Source organism: Arthrobacter bussei (genome assembly GCF_009377195.2).
Taxonomy (GTDB): domain Bacteria; phylum Actinomycetota; class Actinomycetes; order Actinomycetales; family Micrococcaceae; genus Arthrobacter_D; species Arthrobacter_D bussei.
The window spans coordinates 33,782-56,976 of the sequence record NZ_VJXX01000008.1; the positions used below are offsets into that span (position 1 = coordinate 33,782).

The following is a 23,195-nucleotide window of genomic DNA, read 5'->3' on the forward strand; positions in this document are numbered from 1 at the left end:
ACTCAACTTGGCCGCGAGCAGTTCCACGGGCTGCACCGCATGGAGGTTTCAACAATGTCTGAAGTTGCCGGCGACCAACTCGAAGCGTTCATCAACTCAAGCGCTCACCGGGGCCTCGGTCACGGTCTTCGGTGGCTCAGTGCCTACGCCAAAGCCTTCTTCCTCGGAGATTTCAGCGGGGCCTCACTCGGCACCATCGTGGTCAGGTACAGGACCACCGGAGAGGAAGTGCTGCGTGTCAGCAGTGGAACCCGCGACGAGACAGCCGACCTGCTCATGCGCATCGAACAAGACCTGGCACAGCTGACACTTAGCGACTTCCTCGCGGAGTGGAACGCGACCACACCCTGACCGCACAGTGGCCGCGCCTCCTGCCCACCCGGGCACGGCACCAGCTCCCCCACGCTCCGCTACTTGTCCCGCACACACATGGACAGCAGAAACCCCGTCACCGGCTACACGCCGCCCTGATTGCACTCACACTCCCAGCTCCACCTCGTTTAAACGGCTGCAGAGCAGGGTCTAAGACTGTTGTAAAACATAAGACTTCAAAGACTGTAAAGACTATAAAGACTTGCAAGGTGTAAAAGACCAATAAGACTTTTAGGACTGCCAAGACGGGAGCTGCCAGTGCATCACGGTGGATAGGTAGGGTCAGGTCATGAACGGATCAAACATTCCTGCTGATAAGACCATCGACCCGGTGAAACTCCAGGCGTGGATCGAGATGAATACCGTGACGGGGCGAAACCCCAGCCCAGGTGCGGCCTTCATCTACATCGATGACCTGATGCAGGGATTTGTCGGTAGTCGCTTGGAGCCGGCTCGTCCTCACCCTGACGCCGACCCGATCACAGACTGAGTCGCGGACCAGCTGGTTGAAATCCTGATCGAGTACACAAGCCAGACTGTGCACGGTCACCACTAGCCATTGGTGACCTTCAAGCAATGGTGACCGTGGTGACCGTGGTGATCGTGTGCAGGCGATCGCCTGGTCCCTGCTGTCCACATGTGTACGGGACAAGCAGCGGAGCCGCGGGGAGCTTGTGCCGTGCCCGGGTGGGCTGGAGGCTACGAGTTCCACCAGCGGTACAAAAGCTGGAACCCCCAAAAACATATAGGACTACAAAGACTAATAAGACTTACAAGGGGTATAAGACTTGTAAGACTAAAAAGACTTGTAACGCACATAGAACTGGAATAGCAGCGTAAAGGCTTCGGTCCTCCGCTTCGCTGCGGCCTGCAAATCTTTCTCCGTTGTGCGGGGCGGGGCTTTCTCCGTCATACAGGGCCGCTGATCGTAGCCGTCCGGGGGCCCGTCCAGTCAATCCACGCGCCCTGCACCGGGGACGCGGTCGCTGGTGCTCCCTTATTTCGCCCCCGGTCCTGGTCACTCTTCGGGATTGACAGTCCACCCTCGACCGGCTGGCTCAGTGGGGCCCCGCATGTCGGGGCAGGAAGGAGGTGTGGCTATGAGTAACGACGCAGTCGAACTCACTACTGCGGTGGTGCAGCTGGCGACGGCAATCGCAACTCTTCTCGCTGCACAAAGCGTGCGCTTAAAGCGCAAACGCTCCCGAGCTGGAACTCGGAAGCGAAAGCATCGTGCAGGAAGGTAGTCACTCATCAGCCCGGTGGTCGTGACCGTCAGTTGCGGCCGCCGGGTCCTCCTATTTTATCTGTCCGATACCTAGAAGGGAACAGCGAATGGATTATCTCAATCTCGTCATGAGCATCATCGTTCTGGCGTCACAGGGCGTGTTGATCCGCGAACTGAAGCGTTCTCAGTCCGAGTAACGAGGCGAGGGGCCGGCATGCAGCTGGCCCCTCACCTGGCGGGGAGGCAGGGGCCCGTTCGTTTCACGGAGCGTCGACGCACCGATGAGCTAGTACGACTTCAAAGACTCCAACAGCTAGAGTGACTCATAAGACTCGTAAGACTAAAGGAGTGCGCGTGATCTATACATTCGCTTTGCCGAAGGGTGGAACCGGCAAGACCATCTGCGCAGCTGAGGGTGTGTACTATCTGTCGCGCCTTGGCAGGCGCGTCCTGGCGATCGACCTCGACCAGCAGGGCAACCTCTCGCACCGTCTTGGACTCACGAAGGACGCGGAGATCAAGTACGGGAGCGCGCAGGTGTTGACGGCGACCGCTGACGCGGCAGACGCCGCGGTGCCAGCCCTTTCGATACCTGCGGACGTCGTGCCACACGTTCTGGTGGGAACGCATGAGCTTGCGGCGGTGGAATCCCAGCCGCCGGCGGATCTCGTGACGACGCTGCGCGATCACCTGCCGTCGGTTGCGGGGGAGTACGACGACATCGTCATTGACACCCCGCCTTCGGCTACAGGGCTCGCCCTGGCGGGCCTAGCCGCTGCGGACGTGGTGATAGCACCTGTAGCAACTGCTACGGAGTCCTACGACCAGCTGGAGCGGTTGGACGCCATTCTCACGGTCACGCTCGGGAAGCGCATCAATCCCGGTATCCGTATCGGGTGGGTGATGCCGACGCGCTATGACCAGCGGCGCATCCTTGATCGGGAAGTGGTGGAGGCGATCACGGAGCATTACCCGGGCAGGGTCACAGTTCCCATCCGGGAAGCCGTCACGGTGAAAGACGCATACACAGCTGCATTGACCATCAGCGCCTACCGCCCGACAGCCCCTGTCGCAGTGGACTACGCCGCAGCGTTCGCTCAGATCATGCCGGAAGGGAATCTCTGATCATGGCGAATCCCAAAAGGGTGAGTCTGCCAAAGCGGACTCCCGTCGCCCCTCAGGTGTCACCGACGACTGTCCGGGAACGCGAAGCTGCTGCGATCGCTGAGACGGTCAACCGTGACCTTGCCCGCCTATCTCAGCCAGTGCCTGTGAGGGCCCCAGTACAGCCCCCGAAGGAGAGGGTTTCCAGTGGTGCGAGTCCCGTCGGGAAGAGCCGGCTGGGTACGAGCTGGCAGGCTGTCACGTTCGAAGAGGCCAAGAGCGCGTACATGGTGGATCTCGATCTGAGCGATACCACCCCTAACGCGTTCAACGAGTGGATTGAGGCGGCGATTGTCAGGCATGCGCGCCTGTCACCGAACCGCCGGCAGAAGGTTGTTACAGCGATACCACCGGAGACCAGGGATGAGCCTCCGCGGCCGCGGAGCTTTGACGTTGCTACCAGCGCCCTCAGTGCCATGGATGAGGCGATTACCGAGGATCGGCAGAAGCTCGCGGTTCTCAACGGACGCTCGTCCTTCGTCAGGGACGCTGTGCGTGCCGCTGTGGCTGATGTGAAGCAGCGCAGCGGACGGACGGAGCTGCCGCCGGCGCCGGCACGGCTTCCCCGCCGGCCTCCCAAGTAGATCCTCTTGGATGAGGATGAGGCGTTGCCCATTGCGCGCTCAAAGGTAGACCAGGCATGTTTGGCCGCCGGGCTCCCGCTGCCTGCCGTGGTGATTGTTGAGAAGTTGCGGGGCAGGAAGGGGTCTGACTTCACGGCGCAGTTCCATGCCCGTCAGGGTGTACCCACCATTGAAGTGCCACTCCGGGTCGTCAGGGAGTATCCCGATGATGCTCTGACGTGGCTCCTCGCGCATGAGGTGGGCCATTACAAAGAGCATGCGGGTCGGCGCGTGAAGGACCGTCTTTTCAAGACCGGAATGGTCGTCTTCGGGACTGTGCTAGCTGCCTGGACGCTGTGGGTTGTCGTCGGCGCCGTTATGAGTCCTGTGTCTTCATTCGGTGGGATCTTCGTTTGGCTCGGATTCTTTGCGTACACCACGTACCTGGCTCTCGTGCTGGCGGACAGTCGCGCGGAGGAACGCGCAGCAGACCGTTTTGCTGTTCGGTATCAGGGCTCGATGGCGGGCGCCCTGCAATGGGCGTCACTGCCGCACCGCAGCTCGTCCATCGCCGTCCAGCGCCGCGGTCTTCGACGGTGGGGAAGGGCCCTCTTTGAACCTTTCAATCAGTGGTTGGGATTGATCTTCAGTACCCACCCCTATGTGCCTATGAGGATCGATGCGATGCGTGCCGAGCTGGAACACCCGGTCGAGAGGGGATAGTCGTCAGACGACTAGTGCCCGCACTAGGAGACTCGGCGTAGCTCAGAGAGGTTCGCCGCAGCTCATGCAGGTGTCTTCGCCGTCTTCGTAGATGGCCCCGCAGCATTACTTCGATCCTGAATACTCGGAGTCAGCGTTGCAGTCATCGCATTCACCCTCGGTGAAGTCGAGCACGTCGGTCTCTTTGCCGCAGGAGGGGCACGCTTCCGTCTCCACAGCATTGCTAGGTGATGCGCTGGAATCATCACTTGAACTGCCGAACAATCGGCTGATGAGACTCACTCTTGTTCCTCGCCGGTAGTCGAAGCCTGGTCGCTGGGTGACAGGGCGGCCGACTGCTTCCGGTTGTTGCGGCGGCGGGTTGTTGCAGCGCTATTCTCGAGCCCGAGCTTCTTGAGTTCATCGGCACTCCACCCGTCCTTTGTGGCACGGACGTAGGCGCGCTTATCTTCCTTCTCTGCTTCGGCGAGCTGCTCCTGCAGGTCAGCTATTCGCTGCCTCGCTTTGACCAGAGCTGTCACGGACTCGATGCGCGAGTTCAGGAGGTTGCGTGCCTGCTCTTGTGTCTGTTCGATGCTCAGGTTTGCCATGCTTTCCAGCGTAGCTGCGACCTTCCTCGGCGGCACTAGCTCACACACCGTTTCGCCACTTCTTCGGCAGGGAAGTCATGCAAATGTGCGTAGTCGGGGTCGTGAAACCAGTCACCGACGTCACCGATGTCATAACGGATGATCCGAGCCAGTGGCTGGTAGTAGTCAGGCCCGATACCGAGTCGCCTCCACCGAGCCAGCTCCGCCACAGGCACGCCGTACTTCCGCTGTACGTAACGCGCTCCTACCAAGACCATTGCACCCATCGTGATCCCCGCTTTCATCATTGCCCCGTTCCTTTCGGCAACGCCGTCATCACTTGGACGCGAAGTGAATTGGCAAGTCGGAGACGGTGGACCGTGGAATACCGGAGGGAGCGCAGCGAGTGAGGATATGCCGCGAAAGCCGCCGTCGGAGACTTGCCAAGAGAAGGGCGGACAGTACAGTTACCAGCCGAAACGGAACGGCGTAGCCGGTCCAGCATCGTCAGGCGCGAAGCGCGCCATTGAACGTCAATGACCCCGAGCCCTGTGAAACCGCTCAAAAGGGAGATTGGGTAGTGAGACGGAGCAAGCTGGCAGTTTAGGTGCCCTAAACTTGGTCCTTCCTCGACGCTCGGCGTTCGGTCGGGCACACTGGGAGTGTGATCCCCGGGCAGGCCGGGTTCGCTGCGCTGGCAAAGACACGGGCGGGAAGGCGGTACAAACGGATGAGCGAAGGGATCGCGGGCAGCGGCCTCGCGGGATGGAAGTCGCGCCGCCGCCGCGCAAACGTCGACGGGGGGCGGATGCACCGCCACGTTGTGAAGGTGACCCCGGAAGAAGAAGCGCAGCTCGTGATGGTTGCCGAGCGCCACCACGTGACCGTCGCACGATTACTGATCGAGTCAGCGTTGAGCGAAGCCGGCGAGACTCCGTCAGAGCGGCGGAGCCAGTTCGTGGAGCTGTCAAACCTTGCTCGCCTCGTGGGGACAGTCGCGAACAACGTCAACCAGGTCGCGCGTCATGCGAACAGTACGAGCGAGATCCCCGCCGATGCCGCAGCGTCCGTCGCGCACGCGAAGAGCGTTATCTACCGGGTTGACCGGCTCCTCGCGGAAATGTCGGGTAGGTAATCGTGATCCCGAACATCACCCAGGGTGACCGTATGAGTGGCCTCATGGTCTACCTCGCCGGTCCGGGTCGAGCGAACGAGCATGAGGAACCGCACTTAGTTGCCGGAGACGCCTCGCTTATGGCATGGCACGACGATAACGAGTTGAACCGTGATGCAGCGCTGGACATCGCAAACTCACTAGATCGGGCCAAGCAGTTCTACGGAACCGACGTTGACGGCGGTCACGTCTTTCACTGCTCACTGAGCCTCGCTGCTGAGGAAGGCAAGCTCACCGACCAGCAATGGGGCGACATCGCAAACGATTACATGGACTCGATGGGATTCACGGGTGCCGATGGCAAAGCCCCTTGTCGATGGGTCGCAGTGCGTCACGGCGTCAGTAAAAACGGTAACGATCACGTGCACATCGTCGCGTCTATGGTGCGTGATGACGGCACTAAGTGGAACGATTGGAAGTCCAAGTACAAGTCTCAGCAGGTGTCCCGTGAGCTGGAGAAAAAGTACGGATTGAACCAGCTTGGAGAGATCCGAGCGGAGCGTGGATTCACTCCGGCTGAGCAGGAGAAGGCCCGACGCCAGGGCAAGCCCGAGGTGGAGCGGCACAGCGTGGCACGGACCGTCCGTGCCTGCGCTGCAGCATCAAGTGATGAAGCTGAGTTTGTCCGTCGCACTCGGCAGGAAGGCTTATTGGTTCGCCCGCGGTTCGCGGCGGGAAGAAGCGACGTCGTTACCGGCTATTCCGTTGCGGAGAGACCCGTAAGGGGGGAGCGGGCCATCTGGTACGGCGGTAATGCTATGGGTCGGGATCTCACCTTGCCCAAGCTGCGGATGAGCTGGACGAGTACTCCCGAGAACGCGACCGAGGCTGTCAGTGAATGGACCGCCGCAGGGCGTAATAAGCGCGTCGTGACACCGGGTCGAGAGACCATCACCCCGAGCGCCGAACTATGGCAGAAGCATGCTGAGGAAGTGGGGGAGCTACGGGCCAAACTCGCAGCCACCCCGTACACCGACCACGCGGCGTGGGCGCAGGCCGCACGAGAGACGTCAGCGGCGTTCGGTGCTTGGTCCAAGCGCATCGAACCAACCCCGGGACCGCTGGCAGACGCGGCGCGGGAGTTGTCGAAGTCCGCGCAGCTGCGCCACTACCCACAGGTCGGCGAGCCCCGCACGGGGCAGTCACCAAAGGCCGGCATCGTGTCCGCCAGGGGAGCGACGATGATCCTGCTGGCATCGACCTCCAAGAGTGACCGCGCGGCCTATGCGCTGATGTTCCGGCAGCTCGCGCTCACCGCGAAGGCTATCCACGATATGCACGCGGCTACTAACGACCTCCAACGCGTCCGCAGGCTCACCACGGCGATGGCTGGTATCACCCAAGCCGTCGAGGCAAGCGCCCTCGCCAACACCGTCAGGACCAGCACCCCCGACGAGAAGGTTTCGGAGCATGCTGTGAGAACCCCGGTGAAGGTCCAGGAGGCGACGCTGGAGGAACTGCGGGTGCAGCACCCAGGGGCCGACGAGGAGACGCTGAGAGCCTTCCAGATCGCCGGCCGAGGTCGTAGCGGATCGCCGGTACCGACACCGCTCACCAAGGGTGAGGGCCGCGCGGCACTGGCAGGTTCTATGCCACCGGCACGAGCACCACAACACACGACCAACGAACCAGACCTTGAACGATGAGTCAGAGATAGGGGACTACTGATGAGCGAAGCCGATGGCATTGATGACGTTGTGGAGAACACGCTGCGGGCAGGGCTGATGGCAGCCGCGCGGATAGGTGAGCAGCTGGCGCGACTGCGCGAGCAGGAGCAGCGCAGAATCCAGCAGGAAGAGGAACACCGGGCTCGCGTCCTGAAAGAGCGGTTGACCGCATCGCAAGCCGCGGCACGCGCCCAGCTTGAACCGGTGGGCCGAAATGACTGGTGGGACAAGGCAACGCCAGCCATGGTGGAGCGAGCCCACGAGACGGCGACCGCATGGAAGGACCACGACCCGATCGCCGCGGAGCACGCAGCGCGGATCAAAGACCAGGTGCAGCAGCGCTACGGAATCGACGTCGACAACACTGGGGCCACTGAGCAGCAGATCTCCGCAGCGCTTGCCGAAGCCGAAAGGGCACGCGGGCAGTCGCAGGAAGAACGGACGAACGGCGCATCGGCCAGAGCCGATGAAGCGATAGTCGGCGTGGCTGTGGCAGGAGCACGCAGGGAAGACGCCTCACGATCTGTAGAGCCCAGGCAGGAAGGCTGGGACACCACGGAACGACGATCAGACCTCGCCGCCAACCTCAGCAAGAGCGCGGGCAGCGAAGCCGTACAGGCACGAATGATCGCGGACACGCACCAAGCCACCCACCCAAGCGCCGCGGTGAGCAGCCGCCCGAGAACGACACAGACGGCCAAGAGCCGCCCAGTACAAAGCCCAGGCCGCACCATCGAGAGAGACGGACTCTCGCGATAGGAGTTTTGAAGCTGACAGGCCCGAACGGATGAGTAGCGACGAGTACGACGCATTCGAGATGTCTTTTCCCCCCAACCGAGATTTGAAGCGCATCGAATGGCGCCGAAATCTGGCAACTCTGTCATCATCAGACTTCTCGATACGCGAAGCGACCATGACTGCGTCAGATGCTCGCCGGGTGACCGATCTACAGGGTGCGTGTGAACCACTTAGCATCAGGTCTGTACGAGATAACGCCTCGATGATCAGTACACAGACTGTCCTTATAGCCGAGATCGATGAGACACACATTGGCTTTTGCGTCTCGTTCCCCGGCCTCCAGGAATTCGACCCCCTGTTCATTCAAGTCATCGGGGTGGTACCGGAAGCTCAACGACGAGGATTGGCCACAGCGCTACTCCACACCGCAGCGGAACGAGAACCACACCGCGATATCGCACTCGCCACCCAGGACGACAACCTCGCTGCACAAGCTCTGAATAGACGCTTCGCCCACTCCATCGGCGCGAACATCGAACGCCTTCACCTTGGCACCTACCGGGATCACGACCTTGGAATCATACGAGGGATGGGCTATCGCGCCTGGATCATCCAACGTGAAAAACGCATCCAGAGCTGACATCACACATCAGCCAGCGCCGCGGTCTCCCCTACGGAATTTCGTTAACTGAGCCAACCGAAAGCGCAACCAGGAGACACTAGCCCATTGCTACAGTCAGCCACTCAAGACAAGAACACATCACCACCCAGCGTGGGCTTTGAACTGCGACAGTTTTTCTCGGTGTGCCACCAGACGTGCCTCGTAGCCATCGAGCCCTCCAAAAGCCTCAACCCAAGGCCATTCGTGAGCAAGGCCGGCTGCTTCTCGGAAAGCTAGCTCTGCCAGCGGCACGTCCTGTTGGTCCCTCGACCATGCTCTCTCGCCGACATATTCACCCGGCATAGGCCCGTGGAGATACTCCGTACCTTTGGCGGTGAGGGCATGGACGAGGCTCATACGGTATTCGTACCCGTGAAAGGTCTCGATGTATTGATCGTCGTCCGGTATGAGACTGGACAGGGCATCCCTAGTGTCCTCCCTTAGAAGGCGGCTGACTGGGTAGATCCAACGCTGATTTCGATAGCGTGGCAGTAGTTTCACACTGTCCTGGTCGAGGGCGCGCCAGGGATGCACGAGTTGTGCTGCAGGAAACCTGAGGCGGACTCCGTAATCGAGTGTTCCAACGACCTGCGTACCGAGGTTGATAATCAGGTCGTCGCGACGGCGATGTGTAGCAGCGGTTCCCATTGCTGACTGGACGAGTAAGGCGGGATAGAGCCGGGCCTTGTCCAGATGCTCCTGAATGGGTACTCCAAGACGTCTGACGGAGCCGACATCCATTAGTCGCTGAAGGACATCCAGCCACAGTCTGTCGTGGACTCTATCGCTATCGTGTCGGACGCCTTCGACAAGGAGCGTGCGTAGGAGATGTGATCGTTCTCGGTGATCATCGAGCACCTCTTGGAGTGCCACGCCCTTGTCTTCCGGTATGGACAAGGGCTGCTCGATGACACCCTGGGCCACTACCTCGGTAGCGTCCATCACCAGGTCGTGCAGACTAATACGTCGGATAGGGTCTGGTAGGTATCGCTTCAAGCGAGCGACAGCCATAGCTGTGGTCAACGGCGGGGTGGCCAATCGTTCCAAAGCTTCGATGTTCGAAAGCACCTCGGTGAACAACTCATCAGCACCAGCTGCTGGGATGACCGCCCCTTGGCGCCCAGCCAGGAGTTGTTGAGCGTTCTCGCCCTTGCTGCTGCGCGCATCCCAGTACAGCGGGTATCGCCTGTTCGGGGACGCATTCATGAGAGCCACCAGTGCGGTGTCCCAGTCTGCGGACCAACCGGAAATCACCAGTCCGTACTCATCCAGCACCCGTCCCACGAGGTCGTTCCACGGCTGCGGGTAGGAAGCCAGCTCCTCGGGAGTATTCAGCGAACCCAAGTCTTTGTAGTCACCGTGCAGTTTGACGACCGTTATGGGCGCGTGGGGTAGGGACTGCATTCCAGCCACAGCGTCGGAGCGGGAGATCACTTGAGCGGCCACTCCCTCGGCGCTCAGCGCCTCCTCCATGAGACGATCGAAGTTCGTGGTGAGGATGACCTTTACGTATCCCTTTTTGACCAACTGGGCAATGGCCCGGTGGGCGGCACTCGGACCCTTCACCCCGTCCTCGCGCTCCTGGTTGGTGGGTTCAAAATAGCCCTCCAATAGACCCTGACGAGCAGCGGCAGTCGGGGCTAAAGACTCGAGTAGGGAGGAGTACCCAAGGCCCTCACCGTGGTGCTCGGACCACCATGCCTCGGGGTTGGCTGCGGCCTGATCAGCAGTTTTGGCATCTTCCTGAACGGCAACCTTCCGAACCAAGTCCGTGACGACGCCCCAGCCTGTCGGCATACCAGCACCGGTTGATATGCCTGAGCCCAGCAGCAGGGCGTAGACCCCTGGTTGGGCGTGCATTGATGTCGCGAGCATCGCACTAGGTGAAAGTGGCCTAGCCATAATCTGGGACCCTTCGGTATTCGGCTCAGTTTGTAAGTAGGGAATGGAATCGATGGACTGCCCTATGGCTCAGCGGAATCCACGCAACGCGTTGCGCCGCTGAACATCAGACGCGAGCTTGGCGGTGAGTGCTTCCTGCATACGCATCTTCTGAAGCCCACGTCGCACATCGTCTGGGATATCGCGCTTTGTCTCTCCTGCCATGATGGCGTCACAGAACTTGGGTCCACAGGTATCACACCAGCCTGATTTCAAGACCACGGCGTCTTGGTCATCCTTTGGCAACCGATCGACCTGTACATCGGACCACAAGCTCGCGGATGGCCCATCGTGACAGTCGCAGCTGAAGGCAATGTAATCGTTGCCCCTGAACTTCTCCCAGACCGACTGCGTGACGATGACTTGGTGACGCTCAGCTGCCTGCGCGCACTTAGCTGCGTAGTTGACCGGCTTACCTGCCCACACGGCTTCCTGCTCGCTTACGACTTTGCGAGTCCCGATCCGCTTAACCAGCGTGCGGGCCGCATGGATACCTACCTTGTACCCGGTTTCGGGGGCGTGCGGCCAACGCTTTTCCAGCCGCTGCACGAGGTCTTCGCTGAATGTCCGGATCGTCACGCCGGCACACAGGGCGCGCTCGTAGGCACGATCACCCCAGAAGAGGCCGAAGCCGCCATCCCCTTGGATGTCGATGAAGTTGGCCTCGAAGGTGTGCAGAATACTGACAGCGCCCTCGACGCTGCTCTTGTAGATGCGGGCCGTCGACTTATCGTGCTTGCCCGTTCCGAGGTGGGTGGAACCCTTCAGGTCACATACCACCGCAACCACCTCGGGAAGTTTCACCCAGGTATCACTGGAAGACGAGGGAATGTCTTTCGCGTCGAAAGTTCCGTCCTTCTCCACCACAGGAAAATCCGAGTTGGCGAGGACCGTGTCCACCTCCTCGCCCAAAGAGTCGAGGAGGGAGGCCAGGAAGGAGGTGTCATCGCTCATGGAAGAAGGCTACGGAGGGTTTCTGACATTTTCGGCTACCAGGAGTGGATCTCAACTACCTACGTATAAGACACAACCGACCTTGCTCAGTGGCCGACAATCACAGAGATTACGATGCCGATCAGGACAGCTACTGCAGCTAGTTCTGCTTTGATGGCTCGATCTACGTACTTGAACTTGTTCGTAGCCACATGTGAGTTCTCGTGAATCTGTGCAGCGATTTGCCCCGTCAGCCGCTCCCTGTCCTTCGTGATGAGAGTGAGCACCTCGTGGTAGCTCGGGCCTTGGTCCTTGTAGTGCGTGGCAATGTGCCCAAAGAAGAGCAGGTTAATTTGATCCTGCTGCGCAGCTTTCCCCGCCGTTGTGGCGTCGGATTGAGGTTGTCCCTTTCTCCTTTGAACCCACTTGCGTCGCTCGGCCCGAGTCTTCGTACGAGGAGAGAGCGCGAAATAAGCAAAGGTAATTGCCAACACGAGCGCTAGTAGGTCTGCAAACACGAGGATGTTGAGGAGCGGGCTCCATTCCATCTCGTCCTTGACCAGGTTGAAGAGCGTCGTACCAGTTACGCCAACAAACGCCAACGTGACACCTGTCTTTGCGTCAGCATGACGAATCCACTCATTCGTTGTCGCAAGGACCTTCCACGCATGATCAGGTTCTGCCAGTACAACTTCGGGCACCGAAGACGCAGGCTTTCGAAAGAGGTTCATTCGACCGTCTCAGGTCTGATTGGTTTCGGCACCTTGTTGCGTGTTCGGTTGGTGTTACCCACGGGTGAAGTTCCTCGGCTCTCTCAGTCTTATAAGTCTTACGAGTCTTAGTAGTCTGGGTACAGATCCATCTCAGGTTCGATGTGCGGCAAGCTCAGATGCTCTGGCTTCGTGCGCTCCGTGTGGCCGTTGTAGACGCACTTTTTAAAGCACCCATTGGGAGCCATGAGCATCCGCATGTGCGGGTCAGCGTGGTTGATCCACCACGTACTGATCCCAAGGGAGCCGTCCATGCGCAGGTATTCCCATGCTCTCCAGACCGCTTCTATCCGGCTCAGAGCCTCAGGGTGTTTGTGCCACTCCGGGCACCAGATAAACTCGGAGCCGTTGCCGACGTCGCGCACATATGACGGCCCCAGAGTGCCGGCGAAGAACGCGATCGGGTTGGGATAGTACAGCTGCGGTGCAGCGTCTTCCGGTTCGGCAGCGGCAGCGGCAGCAGGTCCGTCGACGTCGACGGAACCGGTCAGCTCACCTGTGTTGGTGTCGACAGCCTCCAACGTGTCCTCATCGGAGTTGAACACGTCCACGAAGTCACTCACGCGACGACCTCACCGAGATCCCGAGCTGCGGCAGTTGCTTGCGCTGCTTTCAGCCGCTCCGCGTGAGGACCGTTCATGTACGGGATCGTTTCGATCATTGTGGCCGGTGCTCCCGAGGCCAGCATGATTGCGCGAAAGCGAGGTAGGGCAGTCAGATCGGACACGGACAGGATCTCGTCCTTCGATTCCTGCCGTGAGCTGGAGCGCCCAGATTTGCCCGAGCTCCGGGAGACATTGATGTAGCTGTACTGGCCGATGAGCCGTGACAACTCATCGAGGTATTGCACTTCCGAGACGCCGCCGCCGTAGATCTTGATGTTGGACGCGGACCAGAGCTTCCGCATTCCCTCGACGTTCCAGACCTCCACGCCCTGTGACCAGGACTGAAGGATCGTCATCAGAATGATCCCGCGCGAGCCGTAGTGGCTGTACTGATCGGGCAGGTTCTTCCACCGGCAGACGTTCGCGGCCTCGTCCAGAACGCCGAGCAGGGGACGCGCGAGCCGTCCCCCGGGCTGGGAGGTAGCGAATCTCTCAGCGGCCTCGACAACGGCGACCGTCAGGGCAGTGACGAGGGGGCCGGCGGTCCCCTCACCTTCACGGGACAGGCTATAGAGAGTGCCGGTGCCACGCACGAAATCCTCCGGAACGAACTCCGGGCGCTCCTGGCCGCCATCTGAGACAGTGCGGTTGATCCACTTGCTCACCTTCCGATCGGTGAGACACGAAACCATTTCGAGTGCTGTACCGAACACGCCGGCACGCTGCTTGTCTGGCTGGTTGAGACGCGAGATCACCGTCTCAGCGAGCAGGTCGTAGCTGTGTTCCTTGAGAATGTCAGCGGGACGTTCGTCAGCCTGCCGAGTGAGCCATAGGTAAACCTGCGTGATCGGCTGACCGTCGAGAGCTGCTGCGAGCAGGTACGACTTCAACAGGTTCCGCGCAGCCGGATCGAAGTAGGCATCGGGCTTGGAGCCCGGTTCCCGTGAGCCGGTGGCGAAGTGGACCGCCAGCCGCGCGGCCGTGGCTTCGTCGGTGACATAGCTCAGGGGATTCCACCACCAGGTGGCTTCCTCTTCGGCCACGTTCTGCGGGTCGAAGACCCACACGTCGCCAGCCTCGCTGCGGACCGCGCGGGTGACGTCCACGATGTCTCGCTTGTTCGACGTCGCTACAACCGCTCCCGGTGCCTCCAGAATGGCCGGCACTGCGTAGGACGTCGTTTTCATCGTTCGTGGTCCCGCAATGAGGATCAGCATGTCCTCCCACGAGGACCACAGCGCCCGCTTGCCGGCCACCGTGCGCCCCAGCGGCACGCCGACCGAGTCGGAGACGCCGAGGCGTTCCGCGGTGGCTTTGGCGCCCTTAGTGGAAAGGTGATCGAGATCCTTGCCCCGGCCCATGTACACGGCTGCTTTGTCGACCCGTGTCCGGTTCTTTCCGGAACGGGTGGCGAGCACGATGATCATGACGATCAGGGCCAGCAGGATCACACCCAGACCGCCGGCGACGAAGGTCGACTGGATCGGCCACGGGATTTCTCCCTTGGCCAGAGCTGCGATGAGCTCCACGGGGTGTGAGGGCGGGGCCGGCAGGCCGGCTAGAGCTGATCCCCAGTGGAGGCAGATCCATGAACCTCCGACGACGACGGCCACGAGGCCCAGAGCCGAGAACAGGAGGATTGCCTCGGTGTAGCTGCCAGTGGTGCTTTTCCGCTTCGGAGCGCTCATGAGAAATCTCCTGTAGCTGGAGTCGGTACGGGAGCCAGTGCAGCGGATTCTGCGAGGAGTGGTGCTTCCCCTGTGCCGTGCCACCGCTTCTCGGTGTCGTTCAGCCGGAGATCTTCTTCCACGTTGGTCAGACCGATATGGACGGGGATGCCGGGGCGACCGCCTACCTTGATGAGGAACTTTCCCCGCCCGGGTGGTTCAACGTCGGTGCCGTGGGAGTCCCATGCTGGCGGATCTTGCCAGGACACGAGTTTCTGCTGTTCCTGACGCGACAACGGTACCGCTTTGGTCAACAACGCCATCTCGGATGCCGGGAGGCCACCGCAGATGACCATCCCGGAACGCTCCACAAAGCCTTGGGCCTTCATCCGGTCCTCTTCGGCCGGCAGTGCCAGAAGGTCACTCATCGTGTGGGAGATCATGACCTGTCCGACACCGACCGAGCGGTTGAGGCGGGTGAGCGCGTCCACGCGGTCAACCATGCCCTTGCCCGCGCGCAGCGCACGCCACAGCTCATCGAGCACCACGAAGTAGTGCCGCCGCGGTTCGATACCGGCGTCAGCCAGAGCGTGGGCCACGTTGACGGTGGCGAAGCCGTAGGACCAGCAGGCCAAAAGGATCGCTGCCTGCAAATCGGTTTCGGTCTCGTCGACGCTGGACACGTCGAACACCACGGCCTTGCCTCGCTTCATCGGGTTTGACGTGTGGCGGGAGAAGATTTCACCGAGCTTCCCACCGCCGGTCAATCCGAGCAGCGTGGCCTCCAGAGCCCGTGTCTCCTGCTGGTAGAGCGCCCAGTCGCCACGGTTCAGTGCTACCTGCTGCAACTCGTCAGGGCCGTCCTGGAGGACTTTGAGCAGGTCCCCGAGGATCGGCACGCCGTCGAAGTTGTCATCGAGCCAGCGCAGCGCACGGTCAAGGATTGTCTGTTCCTGATCGGTGGGCGGCATGTTCCGGCTGATTGTCACCAGCGCAACCACCATGTTCAGGCGGCGCGCGTGTGCGTCTGCACGCACCCGTGACGCCTCCTCTTGGTGGCCCTCGCGCTCGAGAAGCTGTGCGACCTCGATGGCCTCGCCCGGGTCGAGGATATTCAGGTATCCACGGCCTCGACCGAGGGGAATCACCTGACCCTCCAGAGCCTCCACCAGGTCAACGTATTCGCCTTTTAGATCCCCGAGGATCAGGGGGCTTGTGCCCTGACCGGCGAGCCCGAGCGACATCCGACGCACAAGCGTGGACTTCCCCAGACCCGGCTTCCCGAGGATGAACGCGGATGGATTCGAGATCAGCCGTGCCCGCTGGAACCAGCTGATTGGATCGCAGCAGACTGTGGCCTGAGTTTCCTCATGCTTGCCCAAGGGAACGCCGATCATGGGTGAGGATGCCCCGGAGGCGAACGGCCAGAGGCCGCAGACCTGCACTGTCGTTCCGCGGTACTCGCGGACCGTCGGAATCAAGGACGTCGCGCCGCCACCGCGGCCGCGCCAGCCTCGGGAACCGGGGACCTTTTCTCGGATCAGTGCCGGCTTCTGGGCTTTCTTCTCCTTTTTTGGCTTCGGTTCCGCCGTGCCGGCCCCGCGGGCGGTCTTCTGGATCTTCATGCGAGCCATCTACAGTGCCTCCCGGATCTCGCTTGGCAGCAGGGCGTGCCTTGGCAGCACCAAGCCGATCGGCAAGGACGCCGCGAAGGCAGTGTCCTGCGCCCCGTAGGCGCGGCGCAGCAGCAACCGGGCAGCGCCCGACGTCTGTTCCACAGCGGCAACAGCATCGGGCAGCCTGTCGACTGCGTTGACGGTGGCCGTGACGACCAGACCGAAATTCACGAGCCCCGCACCTTGGGCTTCCTCAGCCGCCGTCTGTGCAGCGGATCGGGCGTCGACAAGGGCACGAGCTGAGGGGCGAGTCCCTGAGGTAATCCGCACGTTGGCGTTGTTCTGGTCACGCTCCACGACTTGAGCGGCCCGCGACGAGTCCATCGGGCGGTACAGCAGTGTCACCCGTTTGCGGTCAACGTCCCCGTGCGGAGCCAGCAACTTAGAGAGCACGTTGGCATGGACAGACCCACGCGGAGCGGCTGTCATCGTCCACGACGCCGAAATGGCCCCCTCGTGCCGGTAGTGCTCCCAGTTCGTCTGAGCCCCGGACGGGCCGACGTCGGCCCAGGACAGTTCCACGGGGTGACCGGCGGCGTGAGCCTCATCGATCACGAGCGCAGCCGGCGGATCGTAGGCGACCCTGACAACCTCGCATAGCTCCTGCGCAGCCATCGGGCGGGCGATGCCGGCACCGGTTGCCTGCAAGCGCTGAGAGAGCCCAGGAAGGCGGGAAGCAAGGTCACGAGCGACCTCCTGCGGCTCCCGCTTCCGTGAACCGGCACGCATCGTTGCGTTGAACGTCAGCGTGATCCATGCACGCACGGTGGCCGAGCCCTCAGGGTAGGAACGGATGACCTCCCGCAGCATCGCCTTCGCGACCTCCGGTGCCGATTCGTCAATGTTCATCTCGACCTCGTTGCGAAGCCGGTACCCCGAATCGGGGGCGGTCTCGACCGTGACCGATGCGGCCTCGATCCCCGCCTCATCACCTAGAGCGGCAATCCAGCCACCCCAGTTTGCAACCCAGTTGTCGACCTGTTCGGGATCGACCAGCGAAGCACCGTCAGGTTCCGTCGAGAAAATCACCGTGTAGTGACCAGTTGTAGGCATGTGCAGCATGGCGAAACGCCGCTTGTACGAGTCCTCGAACTCGTACAGCCGGGACTTCGCGGCGATACCGGGAAGCTGGAACATTCCCCAGGGCGTCACGCCGAGCGGGCCGGAACGGTAGAGATTTGTGCCTTTGCGCCGTGCACGGTTGAACACCGCCCGTGTCCCTACCCGGTCCACGAGCGTTTGCCCGTGCTTGTCCTTGATCGTGAGCAACAGAAGGGCGATGCCGAAGACGCCGAGCACGCCCAGGCCAACGAAAATGTTGAAGATCGCGAACGAGCTGATCGCGAGGATCAGTCCTACGAGAATGATTCCGGTACCGATGGCACCGAAATTGCCGAGGCCCGCCGATCGTGGAACCCGCCAATTCCCGTATGTGGGCTCCTTGTAGTTGTTAACCGTTGCTGCCACTTGGACCATCCCCCGCCGCTTCGTCTGAGACCTGCTTTACTGCCTGCGCACCCTTGGATGCCGTGGAGATCGCTGCACCCGCAGCGGCCCCTACAGGACCAGCTACCGCACCGACTCGTGCTCCTGCCGCTGCGCCAGATGCAACCCCAGCACCACCAGCACTCGCGCCGGCACCGGAGACTCCCGCACCAGCCATCGCCGGCACTGCGCCACCAGGAGCACCGGACGGCCCCGGCGTGCCGGTACCAGCTGCGCCCTGCGTACCCTTGCCACCCGAACCCGCAGTGGGCGCGGCTCCAGAGGAGCTACTCCCTGTAACAGAGCTACCGGACGGCGAGCTGGACGACTTACCGCCGCTGTCACCACCACTGGAACTCTTCCCGCCGCTCGAACTGCTAGCCGGCGTTGGAGCCGCCGCACCACCACCGCGGCCCGCCGCTCCAGTCGATCGCGCACCAGAGGGCATCGCAGCTGTGGCCGCAGCGCCGAGCGCTCCAGCGGCCATACCCCCACCGCCGCCGCCGCTTGCGATAGCACCCACAACAGGAGTGACGAACCGCAGCAGGGCAGGTAACGCCAGCAGGGCGACGATCATCAACGCGACACCGGTAATGGTGTTCAGCAGTACGTTCGCGTTCGCGAGGTCCGTGTCAACAAGCCGGAAAGCCGTTGCATAGACGATGGCAGCAGCGGGCTTGTACAGGATGAAAGCCAGCGTCCAGCCCACTGTCTTCTGAAACCACTGCTTGCCCATTTCGGTGTTCGTGAACGCCGCAGTGGTCGGGAGTATCCCGGCCAAAATGACGAGCATTCCGCTGCGCACGACCATCAGCACGATCTGAATAACCGACGTGATGATCCCGACCAAGCCGAGGATTATCACCATGAAGATGGCGATTTCTCCTTCCCCGCTCAGGATCATCGCTTGAATCGCTGGAGCGAACCCGTTGCCGTCCGTTGACTGATCGATGATCCAGGACGAGAATCCGTCAGAGGCGACGATCAGGAGGGCGATGACCGCCAGACCCATGCCTGACACAAGGGTCAAGGTCATCAAGGAGCGCAACAGATCTCGCACTGGCTCGCCGCGCTGCTCCCACATCATGCGGGTGCCGCCGACGATGACGGCCACAACCGCCAGCGCTGCTGTCCAATACCAGAGCCCATCTTGAAGGAACGAAACCGTGGGAGATCCAGAGACGCCGTCAGTGGTCGTCAGGTTGCTAGTAGGCATATCGACCCAAAAGGTCGATAGGGTGGTCACGATTTGACTCAGTGACTCAGTAATCGCGACACCTAGATTTTCGAGTGCATCGCCGGCAACGCTACCTACCCAGTCCGACGTACCTTCTTTTATCTTGCAACCCGCGTCCCAGAACTGACACTCTTCGTCTTCCATATCAGACACCGCTCCATGGAATGAAACCGGTCAGGTCATTGAGCTGCCGCGGTTCTGGAGGTCCGCTTTGTTCCAGAGCCAGCTTCCAATCTCCGTCTTCCCACACCAAAGGCATGGTGATAGAGCCGACTGAGCCGTTTTCGATGTTGAAGCCAAGTACGACAGTTGCAGCGGACGTTGAGTACCGCTGTAACTGGAAACCCTGCACCTGGAAGGCAGGGTTAGCTGGAGTGCTGGAAACTCCATTCGCTTGGAGCGCAGCGATAGCCTCATCACGTTCTGGACCGGAAGCTACCTGCTGCTGAAAGACGTTCATCTGATCGCCGTAAACAAGTGAGGCGAAGATGTTGGTCGCCGCGTAGAGGGCGCCAGTGGGAGTTGCTGCGAAGCAATAGGGAGTGCCGGAGTCAGTAGCTTCGCCCGGGCCTACCTGTGCAGGATCACTGGGGACGGCCATCGTTCCAGTCAGCTCCCAGTTGCTCTCAGGCGCAGCACCTAAAGCAGTTTCACTACTCCCGCTGAGACCACACACGCTCTCCCCCGCCGCTGCACTCTGAGCCGCACTAGGTTCGGCGGTAGCGGCGGAGGAAGTTGCAGCTGGTGTCGGCGTGGTGGCCTCATCGTTTCCGTTCCGAGGCAGGAAGGCTATTACCAGCACGGCCGCAATGAGCGCCACGATCAGCGCGGCAGAGAGGATGAAACCGGGCCGGGTGAAGGGGTTGCGGTTGTCGTTCTCGGTCGTCGATTCACTCATCGTGGGCTCCGTTCCTGATTAGACGAAGGTGGCGACGAGGCCGGACGCGCCAGCGACGATGACGCAGCCTGCGAGCACCCATCCAAGGCGGGCGAGACCTTCACCGCCGCTGCCGTTGCGGACCTGAATCATCATCGTGATTCCGGAAATAATCACGCCGAGGACGCCGATCGCGAAGCCGATCCATGCCGCCCAGCGGAGGATCGTCAGCAGACCCTCAGAGCCGGGAGGTGCCTCACCACCGCCGGGGTTCGGTACTACTGCGAGGACGTCCAATGCTGCGGCTTGTAGTGCGAGGGCGGAGTGAATCATGGTGAGACCTTTCAATTAGAGACGACGCCGCTGCACGAATTTAGGGCAGCAGCGAATTTACTTCGGTGAGAAATTTTCGGATTTCGCGTGGCAGTTGTTCAGGTGCCACATCGCCTGTCCGCCAGGCTTCGACCCATGGCAGATGCCACAGGCGTGGGGCTCCGCCTCCCACGATCGCTGCGAGATCTCGCAGCGGCTTGGGCAGCTTTCCCGGAGCGTCTGCCAGCACGGTCAGCCCGAGGAGATCTACCTGAACTAGTGGCGTCGACGTCCACTCGATGAGTGCTCGTTGCGCCGCTTCCAGCCCGTTCATGCTGGAACGGCAAACTAAGAGAACTCGCGGGTTGGTGTCTGTATCCCCGGTCACGGGCCATGAATGGTGCGTGGCTCGTGAGCCCTCGATCAGGCGAGAGAGAGTGCTTTCGCCCGCTCCGCCGTGACTTCCAACGACCCAGAGGGATGCTGTCCCGAGGACCTGCCGGCGAGGAAGCCGATCGGCGGCGTCAGGTGCAGGGATGCCCCCCTGAGGAAGGGCCGCACCTGTCAGTGGAGGTAGCGAAACTGGTGCAGCCTCCGCCTCAGCCGGTGCCACTACAGGCGTGACTGCAGCTATCCAGGCGTTCTGCTGCTGATTCATAAATCCCCCTTTCGAATCGAGGATGATCCTATAAGGCATTAGTGACGATCCGCGTTCTGCCGTCCTTACAGCTTAGAGGATCGTACGGTTTTGTCTACCTAGTTCTGTTTTGTCTGTTTAGGCGTGTATTATGTGGCGATGGAAGGTGTACAGCTAGTGGGAGTTTTGTATGACCGGTTCGCGGAGTTGCCGGAGAACCTGACCATCGAACAACTGGCCGACGTGCTGGGAGTGAAGCGGGCTACCGCCTATCAGTGGCTTAACCGCGGGGTGGTCCCCGCCTACAAGCTCGGCGGAACGTGGATCATCTTCCGCGACGAGGTGCGCGAGCACCTGATGAGCTCACGCAACATTCAGTCTCCGTCCGAGGCTTCGACAGAAGAACAGGCAGAGGTGCCGGAGAAGGCACCGACTGAACTGGAGCAAGACCCGCAATAAGGTGTACCTAGGGGGAACAGCTTGAAGTCGAAAGGTCTCATTTACTTTGCGCTGGCACTGGTGCCCGCGCTCTTTTTCGGGTTGATTCTCGTGGTCGTTCTCATGGGCGGTAGCGAACAACCCGCCGCAGCGGGCGACTGCACGCCCACGAGTAGCTCCGACGTCGACCCGGCCAATCTCCCCACTGAGGACGTTGCCGGTTATGCCGGTGAGCAGTTGGTGAACGCTGCTCTGATCGTCAACGCAGGCAAAGCCATCGACCTCAGCGTGAAGGGCCAAACCATCGGCGTCATGACAGCCATGGGGGAATCCACACTCCAGGTACTCGACCGCGGAGATGGACCTGGTCCTGACTCCCGAGGACTCTTTCAACAGCGCGACAACGGCGCGTGGGGCTCCTACGAAGACCGCATGGACCCCACGACGAGTGCAACCAACTTCTTCAAAGCGCTGCAAGCTGTTGAGGGGTGGGAGTCCCTGTCGCCTACCGAGGCCGCGCATAAGGTCCAGCGAAACGCAGATCCGTTCCATTATGAAAAATACTGGGCTGACGCAGTCCAAATTGTCGCGGTAGTGGCCGACATTGAAGGGCTGGAGCCCTGTCTTGCCGGGGGAACCGGTCAGCCGATCGGAGCGGGCGATGACTTGCCCTGGTCAACTTCCGCCTTCTGCCCGATCGGCGGCTTCTGCCCGCCGGGAGCCGTGTCACCGCTGGGAATGTATAACCGCGAGTGTACTGACTTCGCGCTCTGGCGGCTGAACGCCGCAGCTGGCGTTACGAGCGCACCGTGGAAGTACCACAACTCCGATCTCACGCTTGGCAACGCCGAAACGTGGATCGGAGCATGGCAGCGCCAAGGCTGGGAGACAGGGCAGGAGCCCCGCGTCAACGCCGTCGCCTACTACGCAGCCAACGTCGGCGGCGCAGGCTCCGTGGGTCACGTCGCATGGGTCACGGCCATCAACGACGACGGCATCGTGGCGATCGAGGAATACAACGGTCAGGCACCCCCGAACGATCACAAGTACGGGTCACGCAACATTCAGCCCGACGAGGTCAGCGCATACCTCTACTTCCCCGGCGATAACTAAGGAGCCCACCTGATGAATCCTGCCGCGCAGCGACATCACAACCACCGCACGTCCTACGTCCGTGTCAGCGCCCGGGCCGGTGCTATCGTCCTCACCGCAGCGTCTTTGCTGCTGTGTGCCGCCTGCTTCGGCGGTGACCGAATCGGGACTACGTCCGAGGACACACCACCCGCGGCCGAGCCGAGCCCCACGAGCACCTACACCCCCTCACGCAGTGTCGGAGATGGCCCGCAGGCACCGGAGACCAGTGTGTCGGCGACCCCCGAATGGCTCCCCGGGGACGAAGAAGCAGCCAAGGAAACCGCCGTGAATGCGCTCACGGTTTTTGCGCGACCGACCGTCGAGGAAACCCAGTGGGCCAATGACTTCGCCCGCTGGCTCACCCCGGAGGCCACGACCGCCTATTCCGCCGTCGACCCGGCCAACGTGCCCGTCACCGAGGTCACGGGACCAGCAATCCTCGATGTCGACCCCAGCAACGGGTTCGGCGTCATGGCGACCGTGCCAACCGACGTCGGCCCCTACGGTGTGCAGCTGCTCCGCCAGAGCCAGGACGAGCCGTGGAAGGTCAATCGCCTCTACCCACCCGAGGGCGTGAACTAACGCCCTCCCAGTTGCACGAACGCTCTTTACCGATCCGCCTCT

The 23,195-nt window shown here is 61.3% G+C and carries 24 protein-coding genes; 12 read left to right on the forward strand and 12 right to left on the reverse strand.

Annotation, left to right across the window (positions count from 1 at the left end; genetic code table 11):
* The first annotated feature begins 54 nt into the window (after window positions 1-54).
* From FNH21_RS16370 to FNH21_RS16390, 5 genes are all read left to right on the forward strand, one after another.
* Entirely contained in the window at window positions 55-351 is a 297-nt protein-coding gene (locus tag FNH21_RS16370) for a hypothetical protein (protein WP_152817118.1), read from the forward strand.
* 310 nt (window positions 352-661) lie between these two features.
* Entirely contained in the window at window positions 662-862 is a 201-nt protein-coding gene (locus FNH21_RS16375; protein ID WP_152817119.1) for a hypothetical protein, read from the forward strand.
* A gap of 1,092 nt (window positions 863-1,954) precedes the next feature.
* Window positions 1,955-2,725, forward strand: a complete 771-nt coding sequence (locus tag FNH21_RS16380) for an AAA family ATPase (protein ID WP_152817120.1) — start codon at window positions 1,955-1,957, stop codon at window positions 2,723-2,725.
* 2 nt (window positions 2,726-2,727) lie between these two features.
* On the forward strand, window positions 2,728-3,348 hold the full coding sequence (locus FNH21_RS16385; protein ID WP_152817121.1) for a hypothetical protein: 621 nt from the start codon (window positions 2,728-2,730) through the stop codon (window positions 3,346-3,348).
* A 6-nt stretch (window positions 3,349-3,354) separates the two neighbouring features.
* Window positions 3,355-4,050 carry a M48 family metallopeptidase gene (locus tag FNH21_RS16390; protein WP_152817122.1) on the forward strand — a complete coding sequence of 232 codons (696 nt, stop codon included), beginning with the start codon at window positions 3,355-3,357 and terminating at the stop codon, window positions 4,048-4,050.
* Window positions 4,051-4,328: 278 nt separating this feature from the next.
* On the opposite strand, the gene FNH21_RS16395 is transcribed toward FNH21_RS16390, so the two are convergent.
* The gene (locus FNH21_RS16395) at window positions 4,329-4,640 is read right to left on the reverse strand and encodes a hypothetical protein (RefSeq protein WP_152817123.1); all 312 of its coding nucleotides are present in this window, start codon (window positions 4,638-4,640) and stop codon (window positions 4,329-4,331) included.
* Window positions 4,641-5,349: 709 nt separating this feature from the next.
* Between FNH21_RS16395 and FNH21_RS16400 the strand changes: the two genes are divergently transcribed.
* The 4 genes from FNH21_RS16400 to FNH21_RS16415 are packed head-to-tail and all read left to right on the forward strand — an operon-like array spanning window position 5,350 to window position 8,838.
* Window positions 5,350-5,754 (forward strand): plasmid mobilization protein, encoded by a 405-nt coding sequence (locus FNH21_RS16400; RefSeq protein ID WP_152817124.1) that lies wholly within the window; start codon window positions 5,350-5,352, stop codon window positions 5,752-5,754.
* A 2-nt stretch (window positions 5,755-5,756) separates the two neighbouring features.
* Window positions 5,757-7,439: a relaxase/mobilization nuclease domain-containing protein gene (locus FNH21_RS16405; protein ID WP_152817125.1), complete on the forward strand. Its 1,683-nt coding sequence runs from the start codon at window positions 5,757-5,759 to the stop codon at window positions 7,437-7,439.
* Between the two features lie 21 nt (window positions 7,440-7,460).
* Complete coding sequence (locus FNH21_RS16410) at window positions 7,461-8,219, forward strand: hypothetical protein (RefSeq protein ID WP_152817126.1); 759 nt, start codon at window positions 7,461-7,463, stop codon at window positions 8,217-8,219.
* Between the two features lie 28 nt (window positions 8,220-8,247).
* Window positions 8,248-8,838, forward strand: a complete 591-nt coding sequence (locus FNH21_RS16415; RefSeq protein WP_152817127.1) for a GNAT family N-acetyltransferase — start codon at window positions 8,248-8,250, stop codon at window positions 8,836-8,838.
* A gap of 120 nt (window positions 8,839-8,958) precedes the next feature.
* On the opposite strand, the gene FNH21_RS16420 is transcribed toward FNH21_RS16415, so the two are convergent.
* From FNH21_RS16420 to FNH21_RS17465, 11 genes are all read right to left on the reverse strand, one after another.
* Window positions 8,959-10,734 (reverse strand): SIR2 family protein, encoded by a 1,776-nt coding sequence (locus FNH21_RS16420; RefSeq protein ID WP_191932085.1) that lies wholly within the window; start codon window positions 10,732-10,734, stop codon window positions 8,959-8,961.
* A 96-nt stretch (window positions 10,735-10,830) separates the two neighbouring features.
* Window positions 10,831-11,754, reverse strand: coding sequence for a hypothetical protein (locus FNH21_RS16425; RefSeq protein WP_152817129.1), 924 nt, complete (start codon window positions 11,752-11,754; stop codon window positions 10,831-10,833).
* Between the two features lie 86 nt (window positions 11,755-11,840).
* The gene (locus tag FNH21_RS16430) at window positions 11,841-12,464 is read right to left on the reverse strand and encodes a Pycsar system effector family protein (RefSeq protein WP_152817130.1); all 624 of its coding nucleotides are present in this window, start codon (window positions 12,462-12,464) and stop codon (window positions 11,841-11,843) included.
* A 107-nt stretch (window positions 12,465-12,571) separates the two neighbouring features.
* Window positions 12,572-13,066, reverse strand: a complete 495-nt coding sequence (locus FNH21_RS16435; protein ID WP_338403333.1) for a DUF4913 domain-containing protein — start codon at window positions 13,064-13,066, stop codon at window positions 12,572-12,574.
* Window positions 13,063-14,796, reverse strand: a complete 1,734-nt coding sequence (locus FNH21_RS16440) for a type IV secretory system conjugative DNA transfer family protein (protein ID WP_152817131.1) — start codon at window positions 14,794-14,796, stop codon at window positions 13,063-13,065. The genes FNH21_RS16435 and FNH21_RS16440 overlap by 4 nt, the downstream gene beginning before the upstream one ends.
* Window positions 14,793-16,409: a helicase HerA domain-containing protein gene (locus FNH21_RS16445; protein ID WP_152817132.1), complete on the reverse strand. Its 1,617-nt coding sequence runs from the start codon at window positions 16,407-16,409 to the stop codon at window positions 14,793-14,795. The genes FNH21_RS16440 and FNH21_RS16445 overlap by 4 nt, the downstream gene beginning before the upstream one ends.
* Window positions 16,410-17,918, reverse strand: a complete 1,509-nt coding sequence (locus FNH21_RS16450) for an SCO6880 family protein (RefSeq protein ID WP_338403334.1) — start codon at window positions 17,916-17,918, stop codon at window positions 16,410-16,412. It abuts the gene before it with no gap.
* The gene (locus FNH21_RS16455) at window positions 17,902-19,317 is read right to left on the reverse strand and encodes a TrbL/VirB6 family protein (RefSeq protein WP_152817134.1); all 1,416 of its coding nucleotides are present in this window, start codon (window positions 19,315-19,317) and stop codon (window positions 17,902-17,904) included. The genes FNH21_RS16450 and FNH21_RS16455 overlap by 17 nt, the downstream gene beginning before the upstream one ends.
* A 1-nt stretch (window position 19,318) precedes the next feature.
* A complete protein-coding gene (locus tag FNH21_RS16460) occupies window positions 19,319-20,071 on the reverse strand; it encodes a DUF8175 domain-containg protein (protein ID WP_152817135.1) in 753 nt (250 codons plus the stop codon).
* Between the two features lie 18 nt (window positions 20,072-20,089).
* Window positions 20,090-20,383 carry a TrbC/VirB2 family protein gene (locus FNH21_RS16465; RefSeq protein WP_152817136.1) on the reverse strand — a complete coding sequence of 98 codons (294 nt, stop codon included), beginning with the start codon at window positions 20,381-20,383 and terminating at the stop codon, window positions 20,090-20,092.
* A gap of 40 nt (window positions 20,384-20,423) precedes the next feature.
* Window positions 20,424-21,059: a DUF6668 family protein gene (locus tag FNH21_RS17465; RefSeq protein WP_338403335.1), complete on the reverse strand. Its 636-nt coding sequence runs from the start codon at window positions 21,057-21,059 to the stop codon at window positions 20,424-20,426.
* A gap of 99 nt (window positions 21,060-21,158) precedes the next feature.
* On the opposite strand from FNH21_RS17465, the gene FNH21_RS16475 reads away from it, so the two are divergent.
* The 3 genes from FNH21_RS16475 to FNH21_RS17205 all read left to right on the forward strand — a co-directional run bounded on the left by FNH21_RS16475 (window position 21,159) and on the right by FNH21_RS17205 (window position 23,153).
* Entirely contained in the window at window positions 21,159-21,458 is a 300-nt protein-coding gene (locus tag FNH21_RS16475) for a helix-turn-helix domain-containing protein (RefSeq protein ID WP_152817138.1), read from the forward strand.
* 21 nt (window positions 21,459-21,479) lie between these two features.
* Window positions 21,480-22,550 (forward strand): CHAP domain-containing protein, encoded by a 1,071-nt coding sequence (locus FNH21_RS16480; protein WP_241743324.1) that lies wholly within the window; start codon window positions 21,480-21,482, stop codon window positions 22,548-22,550.
* 306 nt (window positions 22,551-22,856) lie between these two features.
* Window positions 22,857-23,153, forward strand: a complete 297-nt coding sequence (locus FNH21_RS17205; RefSeq protein ID WP_241743325.1) for a hypothetical protein — start codon at window positions 22,857-22,859, stop codon at window positions 23,151-23,153.
* Window positions 23,154-23,195 lie beyond the last annotated feature (42 nt).